Origin of the sequence: Methanobrevibacter thaueri (assembly GCF_015062915.1) — an archaeon.
GTDB classification, from domain to species: domain Archaea; phylum Methanobacteriota; class Methanobacteria; order Methanobacteriales; family Methanobacteriaceae; genus Methanocatella; species Methanocatella thaueri_B.
This window is the reverse complement of record NZ_SUTJ01000003.1, coordinates 169,159-187,064: the sequence shown is the minus strand read 5'-3', so window position 1 is coordinate 187,064 and position 17,906 is coordinate 169,159. Positions and strand designations below refer to the sequence as shown.

At 36.2% G+C, this 17,906-nt stretch carries 24 protein-coding genes; 6 read left to right on the top strand and 18 right to left on the bottom strand.

Features of this window, described 5'->3' with window-relative positions:
* Positions 1-34 precede the first annotated feature (34 nt).
* Positions 35-499, bottom strand: a complete 465-nt coding sequence (locus E7Z78_RS03480; protein ID WP_303723796.1) for a HEAT repeat domain-containing protein — start codon at positions 497-499, stop codon at positions 35-37.
* A 181-nt stretch (positions 500-680) separates the two neighbouring features.
* Here E7Z78_RS03480 and aksF point away from each other — a divergent pair, with 181 nt between their 5' ends.
* Complete coding sequence (gene aksF, locus E7Z78_RS03475; protein WP_303723795.1) at positions 681-1,670, top strand: homoisocitrate dehydrogenase; 990 nt, start codon at positions 681-683, stop codon at positions 1,668-1,670.
* On the top strand, positions 1,671-3,137 hold the full coding sequence (locus tag E7Z78_RS03470) for a class I adenylate-forming enzyme family protein (protein WP_303723794.1): 1,467 nt from the start codon (positions 1,671-1,673) through the stop codon (positions 3,135-3,137). It abuts the gene before it with no gap.
* A gap of 17 nt (positions 3,138-3,154) precedes the next feature.
* Here the strand turns inward: E7Z78_RS03470 and argB are convergent, their stop codons facing one another.
* The gene (gene argB, locus E7Z78_RS03465) at positions 3,155-4,018 is read right to left on the bottom strand and encodes an acetylglutamate kinase (protein ID WP_303723793.1); all 864 of its coding nucleotides are present in this window, start codon (positions 4,016-4,018) and stop codon (positions 3,155-3,157) included.
* 100 nt (positions 4,019-4,118) lie between these two features.
* Here argB and E7Z78_RS03460 point away from each other — a divergent pair, with 100 nt between their 5' ends.
* Together E7Z78_RS03460 and E7Z78_RS03455 are read left to right on the top strand one after the other, a co-directional pair.
* Entirely contained in the window at positions 4,119-4,802 is a 684-nt protein-coding gene (locus E7Z78_RS03460; protein ID WP_303723792.1) for a reductive dehalogenase domain-containing protein, read from the top strand.
* A complete protein-coding gene (locus E7Z78_RS03455; RefSeq protein WP_303723791.1) occupies positions 4,799-5,320 on the top strand; it encodes a GNAT family N-acetyltransferase in 522 nt (173 codons plus the stop codon). Before E7Z78_RS03460 ends, E7Z78_RS03455 begins: the two co-directional genes overlap by 4 nt.
* A gap of 10 nt (positions 5,321-5,330) precedes the next feature.
* Here the strand turns inward: E7Z78_RS03455 and E7Z78_RS03450 are convergent, their stop codons facing one another.
* From E7Z78_RS03450 to E7Z78_RS03430, 6 genes are all read right to left on the bottom strand, one after another.
* The gene (locus tag E7Z78_RS03450) at positions 5,331-5,579 is read right to left on the bottom strand and encodes a hypothetical protein (RefSeq protein WP_303723790.1); all 249 of its coding nucleotides are present in this window, start codon (positions 5,577-5,579) and stop codon (positions 5,331-5,333) included.
* A gap of 161 nt (positions 5,580-5,740) precedes the next feature.
* Entirely contained in the window at positions 5,741-6,328 is a 588-nt protein-coding gene (locus E7Z78_RS03445; RefSeq protein ID WP_303723789.1) for a DUF998 domain-containing protein, read from the bottom strand.
* Positions 6,329-6,331: 3 nt separating this feature from the next.
* The gene (locus E7Z78_RS03440; RefSeq protein WP_303723788.1) at positions 6,332-7,261 is read right to left on the bottom strand and encodes an SAP domain-containing protein; all 930 of its coding nucleotides are present in this window, start codon (positions 7,259-7,261) and stop codon (positions 6,332-6,334) included.
* A gap of 266 nt (positions 7,262-7,527) precedes the next feature.
* Positions 7,528-8,166: a low temperature requirement protein A gene (locus E7Z78_RS03435; protein ID WP_303723787.1), complete on the bottom strand. Its 639-nt coding sequence runs from the start codon at positions 8,164-8,166 to the stop codon at positions 7,528-7,530.
* Complete coding sequence (locus E7Z78_RS09735) at positions 8,127-8,336, bottom strand: hypothetical protein (protein ID WP_369693461.1); 210 nt, start codon at positions 8,334-8,336, stop codon at positions 8,127-8,129. Before E7Z78_RS09735 ends, E7Z78_RS03435 begins: the two co-directional genes overlap by 40 nt.
* 212 nt (positions 8,337-8,548) lie before the next feature.
* On the bottom strand, positions 8,549-8,806 hold the full coding sequence (locus E7Z78_RS03430) for a hypothetical protein (RefSeq protein WP_303723786.1): 258 nt from the start codon (positions 8,804-8,806) through the stop codon (positions 8,549-8,551).
* A gap of 45 nt (positions 8,807-8,851) precedes the next feature.
* On the opposite strand from E7Z78_RS03430, the gene E7Z78_RS03425 reads away from it, so the two are divergent.
* A complete protein-coding gene (locus E7Z78_RS03425) occupies positions 8,852-9,016 on the top strand; it encodes a hypothetical protein (protein ID WP_303723785.1) in 165 nt (54 codons plus the stop codon).
* On the opposite strand, the gene E7Z78_RS03420 is transcribed toward E7Z78_RS03425, so the two are convergent.
* Complete coding sequence (locus E7Z78_RS03420) at positions 9,007-9,336, bottom strand: cupin domain-containing protein (RefSeq protein ID WP_303723784.1); 330 nt, start codon at positions 9,334-9,336, stop codon at positions 9,007-9,009. The two genes, E7Z78_RS03425 and E7Z78_RS03420, sit on opposite strands and share 10 nt — an antisense overlap.
* The gene (locus E7Z78_RS03415) at positions 9,333-9,659 is read right to left on the bottom strand and encodes a hypothetical protein (protein WP_303723783.1); all 327 of its coding nucleotides are present in this window, start codon (positions 9,657-9,659) and stop codon (positions 9,333-9,335) included. The genes E7Z78_RS03420 and E7Z78_RS03415 overlap by 4 nt, the downstream gene beginning before the upstream one ends.
* Before the next feature lie 220 nt (positions 9,660-9,879).
* Between E7Z78_RS03415 and E7Z78_RS03410 the strand changes: the two genes are divergently transcribed.
* Positions 9,880-10,404, top strand: a complete 525-nt coding sequence (locus E7Z78_RS03410; RefSeq protein WP_303723782.1) for a hypothetical protein — start codon at positions 9,880-9,882, stop codon at positions 10,402-10,404.
* A gap of 1 nt (position 10,405) precedes the next feature.
* On the opposite strand, the gene E7Z78_RS03405 is transcribed toward E7Z78_RS03410, so the two are convergent.
* From E7Z78_RS03405 to E7Z78_RS03370, 8 genes are all read right to left on the bottom strand, one after another.
* Entirely contained in the window at positions 10,406-11,422 is a 1,017-nt protein-coding gene (locus E7Z78_RS03405; RefSeq protein ID WP_303723781.1) for a zinc-binding dehydrogenase, read from the bottom strand.
* A complete protein-coding gene (locus E7Z78_RS03400) occupies positions 11,415-12,125 on the bottom strand; it encodes a 2-C-methyl-D-erythritol 4-phosphate cytidylyltransferase (protein WP_303723780.1) in 711 nt (236 codons plus the stop codon). The genes E7Z78_RS03405 and E7Z78_RS03400 overlap by 8 nt, the downstream gene beginning before the upstream one ends.
* Before the next feature lie 147 nt (positions 12,126-12,272).
* Positions 12,273-12,875 carry a class I SAM-dependent methyltransferase gene (locus E7Z78_RS03395; RefSeq protein ID WP_303723779.1) on the bottom strand — a complete coding sequence of 201 codons (603 nt, stop codon included), beginning with the start codon at positions 12,873-12,875 and terminating at the stop codon, positions 12,273-12,275.
* A 310-nt stretch (positions 12,876-13,185) separates the two neighbouring features.
* A complete protein-coding gene (gene argJ / locus E7Z78_RS03390; RefSeq protein WP_303723778.1) occupies positions 13,186-14,409 on the bottom strand; it encodes a bifunctional ornithine acetyltransferase/N-acetylglutamate synthase in 1,224 nt (407 codons plus the stop codon).
* Positions 14,410-14,424: 15 nt separating this feature from the next.
* Positions 14,425-14,847, bottom strand: coding sequence for a hypothetical protein (locus tag E7Z78_RS03385; RefSeq protein ID WP_303723777.1), 423 nt, complete (start codon positions 14,845-14,847; stop codon positions 14,425-14,427).
* A gap of 24 nt (positions 14,848-14,871) precedes the next feature.
* A complete protein-coding gene (locus tag E7Z78_RS03380; protein ID WP_303723776.1) occupies positions 14,872-16,074 on the bottom strand; it encodes a hypothetical protein in 1,203 nt (400 codons plus the stop codon).
* On the bottom strand, positions 16,067-17,092 hold the full coding sequence (locus tag E7Z78_RS03375; protein WP_303723775.1) for a Zc3h12a-like ribonuclease: 1,026 nt from the start codon (positions 17,090-17,092) through the stop codon (positions 16,067-16,069). The genes E7Z78_RS03380 and E7Z78_RS03375 overlap by 8 nt, the downstream gene beginning before the upstream one ends.
* Before the next feature lie 67 nt (positions 17,093-17,159).
* Positions 17,160-17,903 carry a metallophosphoesterase gene (locus E7Z78_RS03370; protein WP_303723774.1) on the bottom strand — a complete coding sequence of 248 codons (744 nt, stop codon included), beginning with the start codon at positions 17,901-17,903 and terminating at the stop codon, positions 17,160-17,162.
* Positions 17,904-17,906: the final 3 nt, after the last annotated feature.

The following is a 17,906-nucleotide window of genomic DNA, read 5'->3' as shown; positions in this document are numbered from 1 at the left end:
AAATATAAAAAAAGGAAATAATAAATAAAATTAATTATTTATTAATTGAGTTTATAGCGCTTTGTGCACCTTGTTTTACAAAACCGCTTTCATCATCAAGCAATTTTTCAAGTGCAGGAATAGCTTTCTCATCACCGAGGTTTCCAAGCGCCCATGCAGCTGCTCCCCTAACTTTCCAGTCTTCATCACCTAAGATATCAATTAAAGGATCTACAGCAGGTTCGCCCATACGGGATAATGCGGTGGATGCTTCTCTTCTAACTAATTTATTGTTGTCTTTTAATGTTTCAATTAAAGCAGGAATTGCTTTAGGGTCATTGATTGCTCCTAAAAGGGTTGCTGCATTTAATCTGATTTGTTTTTTTCTGTGAGATAATGCATCAATTAATGGGTCAAGTGCTTCATCAGCTCTTAATTCCAATTCTCCAACTGCATCTTCCACTACAAAGTCATCTTTATCATTTAATAATTCAATTAACTCATCAATGCTTCTTTCCATTTTTATCCCTCACAAATTCAATAAGGATATTATAACCTTATTTATGTAATTACTATAATATTAACTTTAAAAGTATAAAAGTATTTCGATAACATACGAACAAAATTTATGTTGAAAACAAAATTGCATATATAAGGGAATGTCATATTATTAATATACGAAAAAATTTTAGGGTAATTGAATGTATAATCTTGCAATAATTAGTGGAGACGGAATAGGTCGAGAGGTAATGTCCGCTTGCGAATACCTTCTTGACAAACTGGACTTGGAATTTAGCTTCAAATATGGTGAAGCGGGTTTTGATTGTTTCAACAATAACGGAACAACATTACCTGAAGAGACAATAAAGATAGCAAACAAAAGCGATGCAGTGCTTTTCGGAGCATCAACATCAACACCTGGACAGCCTAGTCCGATAATAAACCTGAGAAAGGCATTGAACGTGTATGCAAATATCCGTCCTATAAAATCATACAAGGGAGTGAACTGCATACGTGACGACATTGACTTTGTGATTGTCCGTGAAAATACCGAAGGACTCTATTCACAGAACGAGTATGGCGATGACGAGAAAATGATTGCCGAAAGGGTAATCACAAGACATGCCTCCGAAAGAATATCCAAGGCAGCATTTAACCTATGCATAAAAAGAGGACAGAGCAAGGTAACATGTGTCCACAAGAGCAATGTATTGAAAAAGACAGATGGCGTCTTCAAGGAAAGTTTCTACAAAGTTGCAAAAGATTACCAGCAAATTAAAACCGAAGATTATTACGTTGACGCAATGGCAATGTACCTTATTACCCAACCTCAGAATTTCGATGTTATCGTATCCACAAACCTGTTTGGAGACATACTGTCAGATGAAAGTGCAGGACTTGTTGGAGGTTTAGGCCTTGCACCATCCGGAAACATCGGAGATCATAACGGATTGTTCGAACCTGTTCACGGCTCAGCACCAGACATTGCAGGCAAGAACATTGCAAACCCATGTTCAATGATACTTTCAGCTGCAATGATGCTTGACTATCTTGGTGAATGGGACATTTCAAATGACATTAAAAATGCGGTTGAAAAGGTAATAGCCGACTGTAAAATAAGGACTCCAGACCTTGGAGGGGACGCCTGCACAATGGATGTGACAAAGGCAATTGTTAAGGAGTTAATTTAAATGTTAAACATTACCACTTTTTTAGATGCCAATTCAAAAAGACTGGACAAGAACGTATTATACAACCCGACAACAGGAGACAAGTACAATTCAGGAGAACTTCTCTCAATCGTTTCCGAAATCGGAAGACAACTAAAGGATGCTGGAATAAGCAAAGGAGACCGTGTGCTGATATACCTGAACAACTCAGAGGAATACCTATTGTCACTTTTTGCAATCTGGAGAATTGGAGCGATAGCCATTCCAACAAATAGGGTAATGACAAAAGCTGAACTGGAATACATCATTAGCGATTCACAGGCCAAACTTATGGTCACCGACCATGACGCTCCTATAATCGACATTGAAACCTATATTCCAGAAAACATTTCCAATTATAAAAACTGTGAAGTGCTGCCTGCTGAAAACACCGATTGGGATGACCTGTGCCAATTACAGTACACTTCAGGAACCACAGGCCAGCCTAAAGGGGCAATGCTCACCCATGGAAATTACTTCACAGCAATTCACAATGAATGTGACGTGCTTACCTTAAAGCAGGATGACGTGTTTTTAGGAATCTATCCAATGGCTCACGTGGGATTATCCTGGGCAATTGCAGCACTGCGCTCAGCGGCATGCTACATTCTCATTGAAAGGTTCGATCTTGACGAGTACCTTGAATTATGTGAAAATGAAAAGGTTACCGTTTTAACTGGAATGCCACCGGTAATACATTCATTAACAACAATTAATGCACAAAAACAGTTAAAGACTGTTCGTGAAATCATTTCCGGAGGAGGACCACTTCACAAAAAGATTTGGAAGGATTTCCACCAAACCTACAGAATACCAATCATTAACGCTTACGGATTGTCTGAAACAATCGTTATCGGAACAGGAACTGTCATCAGACCGGAAGATTACCGTGAGGCAGACCGTTTTGAAAGTGTAGGACATCCTGTTTGCTTTTCAGAAGTGAAAATCGTTGATGAAAATGATTCCGACAAGGAACTTGACAAATACGAACAGGGTGAAATTGCACTTAGAGGCCCTGCTGTTGCCAAAGGATACTGGGGAAATGAGGAAAAGACAAAATCCACATTTCTTGATGACGGATGGTTCCTGACTGGAGATGTTGGATACCTTGACGAGGACAATCGTCTATTCATTACAGACCGTAAAAAGGACATGATCGTAATGAGCGGTTGGAAAATCTATCCAACAGAAGTGGAGGAAGTATTGATAAAATATCCTGCAGTTAAGGAAATAGCTATCTTCAGTATCAATGACTGTCACAGGGGAGAAATACCTGTTGCTGCAGTCGTTTGGGAAAATGATCCTGACGATGAAGGTTTAATCAGTTATGCACGTGAAAACCTGTCAAGATATAAAGTTCCAAGAAAAATATTTGCTCTTGATGAGCTTCCAAGAGTTAACGGCTGGAAATTGCTCAGAAGAGAACTAAGAAAAATGTTTAAAAATTAAAAAAAAGAATACTATGATTATTTAAAAATCATAGTTCCGATACCATCGGTTGTAAAGATTTCTAAAAGCAATGAGTGTTCTTTTCTTCCGTCAATAATATGACAGGATTTAACACCATTTTCAATTGCTTTAACACAGGTTTCTATTTTTGGAATCATTCCACCTGTGATGATTCCTTCTTCAATCAATCTAGGAACCTCTGAAACCCTAATTTTTTGAATTAATGATGTTGGATCTGATGGGTCTCTTAAAACACCTGGAACATCAGTTAGGATGATTAGTTTTTCAGCATCTATTGCGCTTGCAACTTCACCGGCTGCGGTATCCGCATTGAGGTTCAAACTGTTTCCATATTCATCGATTCCAACAGGAGAGATTACAGGAATGTAATCGTTGTTAATGAACATTTCAAGCAAATCAGTGTTAATGCAGTCAACTTCCCCTACAAGTCCTAAATCAACGATTTCTTCATCGATTTTACTTGCAGGTTTTTTATGTGCAAATATCAAACTTGAATCCTTACCTGATAAGCTTATTGCATCACCGTCATGCTTGATGAGTTCTGATACGATTTCAGTTGAGATTTTACCTACCAACACCATTTCGATGATTTCCATGGTTTCCTCATCAGTCACTCTCAATCCCTTGATGAATTTGGATTCCTTTCCAAGTTTATTCATTGATCTTGAGATTTCAGGACCTCCACCATGAACGATTAATGGTTTCATTCCAACATATTTAAGTAATACAGTATCGCGAGCTGTGGAGGACTTTGCATCATCATCAACCATTGCATGTCCACCATATTTAATTAGAATTTTTTTATCATGAAACTTTTTAATGTAAGGCAAAGCTTCAATTAAAACATCTATATCTTTCATTTTATCACTACAATTAATATTTAATTTAATTGTTTATAAGCTTTTAAGTCAAAAATCCATTACAAAATATTTTATATATTCATAAAATATATGAATAATTATGTCTGAGATGAATGATGTTAAAAATTACTTGATAAAATTGGGCGCAAGTAAAGTGGGTTTTGCAGACGTGAACGGCCTTGCCAAGGAATTTGTTGATTTGCCAAACGGCATCAGCCTCGTCTTAAAGCTTCCATTGGAGGCCATGGAATATCTTAAGGAAGAGGATTTCAAATCATATTGGAAGTGCTTTCACGGTGAAATAGACAAGTTAACAGAAATATCACTTAAGGGAGAGGAATACATTAAGAATCTTGGATATGATGCTTTTGCATTGACAATGACCCGTAACGAATGTGATATGGAAAAGCTATTAAGCATTCTTCCATATAAGACCATTGCCACAAAATCAGGAATGGGATGGATTGGAAGATCCGCACTTCTTGTAACTCCCGAATACGGTTCAGCCATTGCTTTGGGAGGAATATTGACCAATATGCCCCTTGAGTTTGACACAGCTATCACTGATTCTGAGTGTGATGACTGCACAAACTGTCAGGATGCATGTCCAGTTGATGCGATTAATCCTCAAAAATGGAATGACAGGCTTAACCGCTCCGACATCATTGACATTGAAGTGTGCAGCGAGTACATTATCGACCAGTATAGGGCAGGACTTGGATGTACAAAATGCATGCTTGAGTGCAAAAAGACCCATGAATATCTGGAAAGGCAAGGATTATGATTCAACTAAGACATGCAAGGATTGAAGAGTCAAAACAGATTTTAGCTTTTTATAAAGACATTATCAACACCACAGATGAAGAGTTTAACCCTAAATGGAATGACAACTATCCCAATTCGGAGTTCATTGAAAATTCAATTATCAAAAAAGAGTTATACATCGCCAGAAAAGATGAAATGATAATTTCCAGCGTTATTGTAAATGATGATTTCGACAGCCACTATGATGATACAGACTGGATTGTCAATGCCAAAAAAGATGAAATCGCAGCAATTCACACATTTGCAGTAAATCCTGCTTGCAGGGGCAGGGGAATCAGCAAAAGAATATTTGATATCATCAAATCACACTGCTTAAAAAACAATAAGAAAAGCATTAGAATAGATGTTATTGATGGTAATGTCGGTGCTCAGGGTGTTTTCAAGCGTTTAGGATTTGTATATATTGACACTTTTGAAGTACATCATGATGCGGTTGGCTTGGAAAACTTTCATTTGTACGAGTATGTTTTAGAATGAAAAATGGGTTTTAGCAACCCATTTTAAATTTGAATCTGTATTCTTGGTTAACGATTTCCATTCCTTCGAATGAACCGTCTAAGATTTCTGCGACTTTTTGCAAGTCACTTGCTGTAATTTCACTACCGTTTGCGATTGGTGAGAAGAATGTTATCTCATCATCTGTTATGAGGTAGTTGAGTAGTTTGGTGTTTTCCTTTTGGTATTTTTCGACAATTTCTAAGATTTTTTCTTCGATTTCCTTATCTAAGTTTGTCATAATATCACCTTAAAAATTAATTATACTAAGAAGTATTTAAATGTTATCTACATGTAATCAATCATACTTTCCATTTACAAGTATAAATCTAATTATTTCAAAATAACAGTTAAGCAAAAACTAAATAGTTTATACAAAGCATCAAATAATTGATAGTATATTTAATCTCGTGAAAGATAAATGCCTGTCAAGAAACTCCAAATGATTAATGTGTAGACTGAAAGCCTTTCATAGACGGGCATGTAGATACTTGTCATGCTGAAAAACATTATCCAGAATGCAATCAGTCCGATGATTCCCAAAATCAGTGTTGATTTTTGATACCATCCGAATTCATCCATTGATCTTGAAACTAAAACCAGCAGAATGTTTCCTCCTAAAATCGCCATTACCGCACCAAGAGTATGGTAACCGGATGTCAATGGGTTTCCCCCATGTATCAATCCGACTATGATGACTCCAAGAGCAGTTATGACAGTGAAAGCATAACAGAATTTCTTGTTTTTGATTATATAATCTTTGAATTTGTAGAAAGTTCCGAAAATCAATGTCAAGCCTATCAGTATAAAAGCAGAGTTCATTAAAAAGAAAAGTGGCGAATTCCCATTTGGAATTCCGAGTTCTGAAATGGTGTGGAAAATATAAGTGTTGAAAATGGAAGCATTGAAATAAGTTGCGGAAATGGCTTCGGCTATAATATAGTATAAACTGCCTATTAAAAATGCAATTCCTGCAACTTTACGCTTCATAATCTAAAATCCGAATTTTTTATTGAAGTATTTTTCCCTAACGTCAAAGTTAAGCTCTTCAATGTCTGCACCGTCAAGTGCCCTTTGTAAAATCTTATAACAAGTCTTTTTAGGCACTGTGGTATTGTGGATATTGGATTTTGCCCAAATCTTGTCAAATCTTTTCTTAAGGCCACCAATTTTGAGTTTTTCCACGACATTTCTTAAGTTGATAATGTTTGCCTCATTGATCACGTCATAGCGTGCATAGCTTTGAGCATCCAATGTTATTGGGTTCAATCCTAAAATGTATCTTTGCAAATCATAATCTAGGAATGAATCATAATCTCCATCGTAAGCGTATACATGTGCCTTTGCGGATAATGCATCAATAAATACTAGGAATTGATTTGGTATCATTAAGGCACGGGACAGTATTTCATCACAGAATTTCAGTGCGGTTTCAACCATACCATCATTTGAGCTTGCAACATAGGTTTCATAGTCTTCAAACCTGAATGCAACAAGTGCAAACATGTATAGGTCAATCCATTCGTTTTCCTTTAAGAATTCCTGTGCTTTATCAGTTAATTTTAAATCTGCAGAAATTTGAGTGTCTTGTGGTGCATCATCACCATTAAGTACCGGCAAAACCCTTTCAACCAATTCCTGTTTTTTACCGGATACTTTTAATCCGTTTTCCCTCAATATGTCTTTCAACTCTGCAACAGTGTATTTTTTAGACACTGCTTCTGCGGTTAATTCTTCATTATCGTCAGATGCGGCTATTTCTCCTAATTCACCTTCAAGATATCCTTCTTCAACCATATATTTTATGCATTCTTCAGCTGAAGGGAATGTACCGAATTGTCCTTCATTCAAAATATCTTCAAGTTCATAACCGTTGTTTAAAAAATTTAAAACATTGAATATTTCTAGTTTTTGTTCACTCACTTAAACACCTTTTTTGTTTCATCAGCAATAATGTGAAATTGCCGAATGTTATAATCAAGCTTCCCACCAGGAAAGCATATAAGTTTGAAATAAATATCAAAATAATGGCCATTCCGAAAACTGTCACCATTATCATTTGTAATATATCTTTTTTAGTTAATTTAATGTTTTGCTTATAATACTCCTTATTCACCATTATGGACACATAGAAAATAATCAGTGAAACTATCATCAGGACGGTTGCAAAGATTGGATTCACGTCACAACTATGCATTAGCTCCAATGCGACAGTTTACAAGGTTTATGCTGATTACTATAAAGTAATGGCTAAACATTAACCTTAATGAACGCTCAACACGCATGTGCTCCATGAGATTATGGATTTGAATGACATATGACCCGAACATTGTCAAGACGATGAAGAATACCAGTATTGGAATCAAAGTAAAATTAGCAACATCAAAGAAATGGGTAAGACCCACAATTGCCTCACCGAATGTTATGATTGTCAAAAGCTCAAAACGCTCAGCCAGAAGGGGAAAGCTGATGATGCTCTTGTCGAAATGTCCCCTGATGAAAAATGGCAGGAATGCACCTCCCAATACCGCTATGACATCCAAAAGAAGAACATGACCAGAGTTTAGATTGAAAATTATTGAAAGAATTGCAATCAAATATATTGTACATACTATTGACAGGATAGTTATGGAGTTGCCTGCAGCCCCCTGAAGTGACCTTTCACGTCTTGCCTGCACGATATACAGCATTACAACAGTGAGAAGCATAATGAGCATCACCAGATTGAATGTGAATGACATTGCAATCCAGTTTGGCGAAATCGTGTTGGCCATGTAAATGACGGCAATCATGTTGATGCAGACAAGCAGATAATCATGCCATTCCACTCACCATAACGGTTAACATAGTTTGTAAAGTAAAGCCCGACCTGCAAAATTACAAAAGAAGCAATAATGTATGTAAAAAAGTTATACGAAGGAATTATTCCATTTATAGGCTCCGAAATAAGTGCAGTCAGTTTTGATATTGCATATACGAATATTAAATCATAGAACAATTCTATTAGCTATACTGGTTTTACTTTAACTTCCATGGAAATAGTATGTAAAAAAATAATTTATAAATATTAACTCAACTAAACCACTAAACACTACAAATATGTCAATTTCACTGCAAACAGCACCCTCAATCCCTTTGATTGTCCGGCTATTAGAAGAGAAAACAATTTTACGAAGTCATACAACTTCAAGTTTTAAAAAAAATAAATGATTATGGATTGACCGCTTCATCAGCAGCACCCATAACAACAGTAACTTCCTCTGATAGGTTGATTTCAGAGATTTTCTTATCTGATTCATTTTTGGCACTGTAATATGCCTGTGCAAAATTCATTGTAACAAACAGTACTTCCTTAAAATCAATGATAAAATCATCCTTTGGGATTTTATTTAAAATATCAATCAATTCAATTGCATCGTCACTAGATTCCAAATGAGAGCCGAATTCCGCTCCAAGATTAATCATCATAATCAACACCAATATTAATATTTGAAATTCCCCATATAAAAATATATGAAATGCCCGTATTGTGAAAAGGAAATGGTTAAAGTGTTTCACGGCGAACCCAATGACGAACTCGCCATAGAATCGTTTGAAAATGAAGTGATTATTGGAAATTGCTGCGATTCAAACTATAATTATTACTGCGAGTACTGCGATAGATTTTTTCAGATTTGAGGAACAAAAGTGAAAAATACCAAGTCATCATCACCGGTATTGATTATGCTGTGAGATGATCCCCTTGGACAGACATGACATACACCAGGCTTTAAGTCCTCCTTGACCCCATCACATAATGCAATGCCTTCACCACTGACAATATAATTTATATCATGGTTGCTTTCTTGGATATGAGGTCCGATTGATGAACCTGGCGGAATTATGGATTCAACAAATCTTCCAACCTCGTTTACTTGCATTTTAGCAATTACCTCACCGTCCCCACCGTTCATTTTGGGAACACTTATCTCTTTAAGTTCATTGAAATCAATTATCATATGCCTAACACCTCTTTGTCCGGGTCTGAATTTTTAAACAAGTTAATTTTAATGTCATTTTTCCATGTGAATTTCAAAAGTTCAGCATGGATTGTCTGAATTTCTTCGTCTGAAAATCCATTTAAGTAATATATTTTACTCTTATTGTTTGCATCCTTTAAAAATCTTATCATATGGCGATATACTATTATGGACTGCGGTTTGATGATGATAATATCATCGGTAATGTACTCAATTAGTTTATTCAGTTCAAAAAAATCTGGAGCTATTACCTCAACATCACAATTGGGGAATTTCTCACGAATCACAGTTTCATAATCCATATTATCACAATTATTAGATATTACAATACTCCTTATTAAAATTAATAAATAACAAATTTTCCATCATTACACCCATCAAAATTGATATGAAAATAAAAAATTGTTACAACCTTGTAAATTTGTTTTAAACTATTTTTATTGCCCCAATTTAAAACTTAACCATTTATAAAGAATGGAAGTAAATATAAGGAATGCAAATTAAAAATTTTGAGGTTTAATAATGAATGATAAAGAATTCAAAATGAAAAGTGAAATGATAAGGGAATATTTTGATGATGATAGAAAAATCAAGTGCATGCCTCCTGCAAGCATATTGTCACTCGACGAAGACGTCCATCAGGGAGGAGACATTTTCTTGACTGAAAACGATGAGTTCATTGATTTGGAATTTCAACTTGAAGACTTTGATGTAGAGGAACTTGCAAAGTACATTGGATTTGCAGAAAACCTTTATGAAAAACATCAAAAAATAGTTTCAGTTTATCTGATTTGTTCCAAGAATGTTAATGTCACTGTCAAAGAGCAACCAATAAAATCAGACGCTGACTTTAATATAAAGCTTTATTGCAGCCAGCACGACCCATGCAGAATGATTCTTGATTTAATTAAAAACAAGATAAAACGCAACGAACTTTTAACCTCTGAAGACATTAATATCGTCAATATACTTCCGTTAATGTGCGATAAAAAGGACAGGCATTACTTTAGAGTGGAATCACTTAAGATAATCAATATGATTACCTGAATCATTTATTCCATTTTAATATGGTTTTTCCGAATTTGGAGATATAATCCTTGTCGAATGCTTCCTTCAGGTCATTCAATGAGTTTATTTCACAGACATTGGTGACCAGCTTTTCAAGGTGCTCAAAGAGTTTAGGGTTTTCCTTGAGGGTTTCGACAACACCAATGAAATCCTCCCTTTCGGAACGACTGTTTCCTTGAATTGTAAGTCCTTTTTCCAGGACCATCCTTGTATTTATAGGTATAGGATATTCGCTAACGCCAAACAGGTTAATTGTTCCTTGAGGATTTATTAAATCAATAATCTGTTCAATGGCTGATTGTGAAGCGCTTGAGCCAACGCATTCAAAGGCATGATCAACAACTACATGATCAGGAACATTATGAATTTGATAGACTCCATCTGCAAATGAGAAAAGATTCAAGTTTTCCATATGCTTTCCAAACACCATAACATCGGATTTCGGAAATTTCTCCTTTAAAAGCAATGCTGTGATGAATCCCAGGTTTCCATCACCCCACACTCCCAATGTATCATTTGGAGTGACTGCAAGCTCTGAGAATTTGCTTATTCCCTGATATGCCACACTAATCAATTCAATGAATGCAGATACATGTGGATTGAAATCATCTGGAATCTTGACAATTCTTGTAGGTTCGAATTTAATCAAATCAGAAGTGAATCCGTCAAAACCACTTCCCCTGAATTTGGATTTATAAGAGTAATTGGCCCTGCAGACATCATCCCCTGTTGGAGTGTTTGGAATCATCACGACCTTATCCCCACTTTCAAATTCTCCTGTGCTGTCAAAGACAACCTCGCCTATTCCCTCATGTATCAGTGCCATAGGCAATTTCCTTTCAAGAACCTCTGCAGGCCTTGATCCCTGATAGTATCTTTGGTCTGCCTGACAGATTGACAAGTGGGATGGTCTTACAATTACACCGTCAAGGTCCACTTCATCAATTGATTCTTCAAAGAATTTTGGGGATTTGAGTCTGTAAACAATGTTAATCATTTTTATCCTCAAGTATTGTATTGGCTAATTTCAAGTCATAAGGATATGTAATCTTAATATTTGTCACTTCACCATGGACCAGATGTACATCCTCATCTTTAAGTGTGAAGATTTTGCATGCATCAGTAAGAATATTGGTTTCAGCTTCTGTTAAACTGTTGATTAAATTGAAAAGTTTCTTTATATTGAAGCTCTGTGGAGTTTGGCCTTGGTAATAATAATCCCTCACAGGGATGCTTTCTATAGTTGAGCCATTCACGCTTTCAACAATTGTGTCTGTTGCCGGAATGACTGTATCGCATGCACCATATCTTTTTGCAGCCTCAATGTTGTCCTCAATTATCCTGTGGGTGACAAACGGACGCACGGAATCATGTGTGAGGATTATTGAATCATCATCTATTCCAAAGTTCTCATCAATATAGTTGATACTGTTCATCAATGTGTCGTTTCTGGTCTCTCCACCTTCAATGACAATGATGTCATCATTGGCACCAATATATTCCTCAATCAAGTGATTGGTATGATTAATAAAATTCTTTGGTGTTAAAACAATAGTCTTGTCAATGTTTTCATTAATAACGAACTTTTCAATTGTATGAATAATGACAGGCTTGTTGCCTAGTGTCAGGAACTGTTTTGGGGTGTCAGTACCGCCCATTCTTGAACCTATTCCACCTGCCAAGATTGCTGCAAAAATCATTTAAAATTACTCCTTTAAAAAAACGTGATTTGGAAAAAATCCTAAATCACAACATATTATTAATATAATAATCTTTAAAAAATAGTATTTAATTATTTTCAAAAATGAGATTAATGGGAATCATAATAATTCCCTAATCAAAAACAGCTAGTTTTTTTCAAACATTATGAGATAATGTGATTTGCCTTGAGGAATGTCTTCACCTATTTCCTCATTCAGGTAAATCTTTTTAAGGCCATGGCTGTTGAAGAGTTCCTCCAAGTCTTCAGGAGATGATCTCATTTTGGTTGGAGGTCCGTTAGGCACGTCCCATGCCTTATAATCCATTATTGCTATTTTACCGTCATCTGAAACTATTCTTCCAAGCTCTTCAACTGCCTCATCCAGTTTTCTTGAGGCCTTGAATCCATGGAAAACATTGACAAGCAAAACAACATCGATTGAAGCGTCTTCAACACCCGGAATGCCTTCAGTAATGTCGGCTTCAATGTTTATTAAGTTTTCAACATTATTTTCAGTTTTATAAGTTTCCATATCCTCAATAGATGCATCATAGATGTCCACTGCATAAACTGTTCCCTTATGATTGTAATCTTCAAGAACTTTTATTGCATTGTGGCCGTCACCACATCCTGCATCCATAAAGGTTTCATCGCCCTTCAAATTCAATTCTTTGAGAATTTCATCTGAATCCAAAAAGTTTGCACTTGAAAATCCATGAGCTCTGTGTCCATTTTCAGGCATTTGCATTATTATCACCTATGATAATATCTTTAAAAAATAGTATTTAATTATTGTCAATGTGAAAAATTGTATATAACAGTTAAAAATAGTTAAAAATAATAAAAAAAAGTTATAAGAGGATTATTTTTTCCAGGTTTGTTTTACTCCTCTTCCTCTTTTACTACCAGGTTTAGTATAACTTCTTTTTTGTCTGGTTCTTCTGTTAGTTCCTTTAACTTTTGCCATATTTTCCCCTCCTTAAAATTTTATCATTACAAAATTAGAATTAAATCTATAACAAAAAAATATTTGTTTTTAAGATATTTAAAGGTTTTCTTTAAGTGGTGTATTCCGCATTGATTTTCACATAATCATATGTTAAATCACAACCCCAAGCGGTAGCCTCACCATCACCCAAATTCATGTCGATATTGACTGTGACATTTTTGGATTGCATGATTTTTTCAGCCCTTTCAAGGTATGGAGTGTCCTCAAATGCCAGTATCTCACCATTCTTGACCAAATCAACCTCATCAACATCATCTGCAATAGCTATAGTGACTATATCAGGATTAAGGTCACATCCAGAATATCCAATTGCTGAAACGATTCTTCCCCAATTAGGATCTCCTCCGAATACCGCTGACTTGAACAGGCTTGAAGAGATAATTGACTTGGATGCAAGACGCGCATCTTCCAAGGTCTTGGCACCACAGACATTTGCTTCAATGAACTTGGTGGCTCCTTCACCATCACGAGCCATTTTTTTGGCCAAATCAATGCATAAATAGTTTAATGCTTCCTGGAAGTTTGAATCCAATTCACCATCATTCATTACATCAATTCCTGATGCTCCATTTGCCATCATCAAGCAGGTGTCATTAGTACTCTCATCACCGTCAACAACGATCATGTTGAAACTTATGTTTGCAGCTTTTTTCAATGCCTTGTTAATCTCATCTGCAGGAATGACCGCATCTGTAACTATAAAAGACAACATGGTACCCATATTCGGTGCAATCATACCACTTCCCTTGGTGATTCCGGCAATTCTGACTGTTTCACCATTATTTAATGTAACTTCAACAGCACATTCCTTTGGAAAAGTGTCGGTTGTCATGATTGCCTTTGCAGCTGCAAGGGAGTTTTCAGGCTTATCACCCAATTTTGAAAGGGATTCATAAGCTACTTTAGATATTATGTCTATTGGCATTTCACGGCCAATCACACCGGTTGAAGAAATTGCAATTTCATCAGCAGGGACTTTCAAATCCTTTGAAACCAATTCAACCAATGTTTCACAATCCTTAATTCCCTGTTCGCCTGTAAAACAGTTGGCGTTACCACTGTTTACAAAAACTGCAGAGATTATTCCTTTCTTTAAAACGTTTTTAGTATATTTTACAGGAGCTGCCACAACCTTGTTTGAAGTAAAAACAGCAGAGGCAGTACTGTTTGGAGATACAATGATGCTCACACCGTACTTGCCTTCACGAGCTCCTGACACTTTAAGATTTTCAATAACGGAAAATCCTCCATCAAGATCTTTAATAAAGTCCATAAAAATCACAAAAAGTTAGTTATTAGAATTATATTGGCCCTGAACGTTCAGCTGTGAAGTATCATTTGCATTGTAATCCACAGCATCAGTTGCTTTGTCATAGTAAACATCTTCAGTTTCATTTAAATTGGAAGTCATTTCCTTAGTAACATTCTCAAAATGAGGGCCTTCATCAACATTATTATTTTCAAAACTCAATGAAACGCCAATTCCTGCACCGATAACAAATGATATTAATGCAATTATCACGACAATCATTACAGTTTTACTAGATTTCCTTTTCTTTCGATTCTGTCTGTAATGAGGAGTTTGAGGAACCATTGGACGACTGTTAAACCTATTATGGTTATTGTTTCTTCTAATTCTTCTTTTTGAAGAATTATTTTGACGACCATTTCCCGCCCTTAAAACTCTCTTATTGTCTTTTTTTCGTCTCATGTTATTTTTCTCTGTTATAAATTATTAAGCTACTAAAGCATAAACAAGAGCCAAAATGACTCCAATAAAACTAAATGCACCTAAACCAACAATTGATAATAGATATGCAAATATAAATACGAATGCAAATACACCAATTAGTTTAGGTTTCTCATTTTCAACCAAGTTGATTAATGTTCTTGTAAATTCGCTAGGAATATTGTAAGCATACAATCCATTGGCCAATTCGAAAATAACCAATGACAATGGAGCTGCCGCATCAATATCATCAACCATTTGAGCACGTTCACCAGCTTCTCTTCTGCTTCTACCAATTCCTGCCCTGATTTTGGCACCGTTATCCAGTGCAAACCATGCAGCATCCAATCCTGCACGAATGGCCAAATCCTTTGATGGGAATTTAGCGATGAAATCATCTCCACCTTCACGATATCCTTCAAGCTCTCCGTCACATTCGGTTTCGATGAAGCTCTTAATGCCGTTCATCAACTCGACAAGCTGTGTCCTGCCGTTCTTATCGATGAACTTGGTAGAGTCAATTAAATCAATGAACAGGTAATTTTCCAAATCCACTGGTCTTGATTCCTTAAGCAAGAATGGTGAATCAAATACCAATGCATATTCTCCACCTAATTTGGTGAATGCAATGCCTGGAAAGCTTCCAACGTTTTGAGTGTAGTGAATTGCTCTTTCAATAGAAGCCGCACCGGTCATTCCCACTGCGGAAATGACTTGGATTCCTTCGGATAATCCTATTCCGATCAATTCAATAGCTACCCTTATTGCATCGTTTTTGCTCAGCATCCTTGCAACCAGTTCGGTAGCTGTCTTTTCGACAATTTCTCCTTTTTCATTTTGAATGATTTTAACGAATATATCGATTAAGCGTGAAGGGTGTGGAAGTTCAATGTAAAAATAACGGTCACTTCCCATAATGATATTACTTACCAATGCGTATTCCTCGATTCTGTTTTCCGCAGGTTTCAATTCATGAAATGTGTAATCCTTTGGAAGGTTTTCCGCACCGACATCACGAATCAGATTCTGTAGAATTGTATCTGAAGTGATTTCTGCCTTTTCAATCTCAAACAGGATGGTCTGTGTATAGTTAAATAATTCCACATACTCTGTTTCAAGAGAGTTTGTTGGAAAGAACTTAGTTCCCACAGCGATTGGATTGAGCCTTGTTGAGAATTTGATGAATGATTTAGTGAGTGGATTAACCATCCAAGTCTCCTCCTTTTTCAAGTTCTATTTCAAATTCTCCAGGTTTTTCCAAGAGCATGTCTGGTTTGACGGATACGAATGGGAATTTCCAGGATCCTAATCTTCCAGCAATGGTACTTGCAATATTTCTGGAATTTCTTTTAATGAACACTTCATCGTGTTCACTGACACGAACAAGCACATTGTATGGCGCTGCCTGAGTCACCTCATCAGCCAAGAGTATATTCAATTCAAATGTGCCTGGTTTTGTGAATAAGTCGTTACGCACTGCAATCAGAGGTTTTTTCTCAAGACCTAACCTGTCTGCAACTGTAACTGAGATGTTGCCCGCATTCTTTACGGCAACTTTATAATCTTTAGGATGTACTAATACGAAAATCACATATGGAGCTGCGATTTCAACATCATCAACCATCTCTACAATCTTATTGAACATTGGTATTTTTGAAAAGATGTTTTCAAGTTTGGATTCAGCATTGTTTTCATTGTCAATGCGTATGATTGCTTGTTTTGCAATGTTCAATGGGGAAATTTCAAGTCCTTCCTTTCCAGTGTATATTTCCCATTTCTTGAAGTTCAATTCTTTAATGATTTCATCACAGATGTGTTGAAGGATGTTCTTGTCCTTTTTAGGTTTTTTCGGCCTTCCAAATGTGAGTCTGCCATTGTCTATAATGAATGGAATTCTCATGGAAGCTATGTTTCTGAATTCAGCAGCATAATCTCTGAACTTATCATTTGACAAAACTTTAGCTCTTTCACGAGAAGCAATATCTAATATAAAATGATCTGCATCGTTACCTGCAGGAACTTCTTCCACATTCTCATTTTCCAGCAGTTTCAAGAATTTTTCTTTATCATCAATATCATGACGAAGTGATGCATCGGCAATGATTACAAATTCATCTTCACTTTCTTCTAATGCTTTTACAGCAGCAAGAATATTTGACATTTGAGGTTGTCCGTTTTCATTTTTGACATGATGAGCTACATTAGAAGCATCTACGACCACTTTCATAATATCACCTAAAAATATAATTCAATTCAGTATATTATATTTATTCTATTCAATATTTAAATGTAATTTATAATTTATTGCGAGGATATTTTCCAAACAGGAATTTTTCTCCATTGACATCATTTAGATATATTTCGATTTCCTCGTCGGTAATGTTGTATACATTGTATGAGTTTTTGTTTTTGCCCCTAAGCTTAGTGGAACATAGGGAACCTGCATTTACGATTAAGGTATTGTTGATTTTCCAGATGTTTGGAACGTGCTTGTGCCCGGACAGGACCAAATCGACTTCATGGGTTGTCAAGGTCTTCAATATGTCGCCTGCATCTGATAGGACATTGCGTTCCCTTCCGGTTTGCGGAATGGATACGACATGATGATGCAATGCAACAATGGTGAAGTTATCATTAATTACGCACTCGTCTAACTGATGCTCCAGCCACATGTGCTGGGGAGTTCCAATATGCCCCCTATTTTCATCTGGGGAACTGCTGTCCAATCCAATGACGGTGAATTCATCATCCATGGTCAGTTTCCAACTTCTCTCTCCTACAAGTTCCTCAAAGGTTTGGTAACCTAAATTTCGAGAGTCATGGTTTCCGGGAACTGCAAATAATGGTGGCTCAAACATTTCCAAGTATCTTTTGGCTTGTTCGAATTCCACATAATATCCATTGTTTGTTATATCCCCTGTTAGAATGACCATGTCCGGCTGTAAATTGTTGATTTCACCTACAGCCTGCATGAACACTTCTTCATCAAAATCTGATTTTGAAACGTGCAAATCAGAAACATGTGCAATTAAAGACATAGT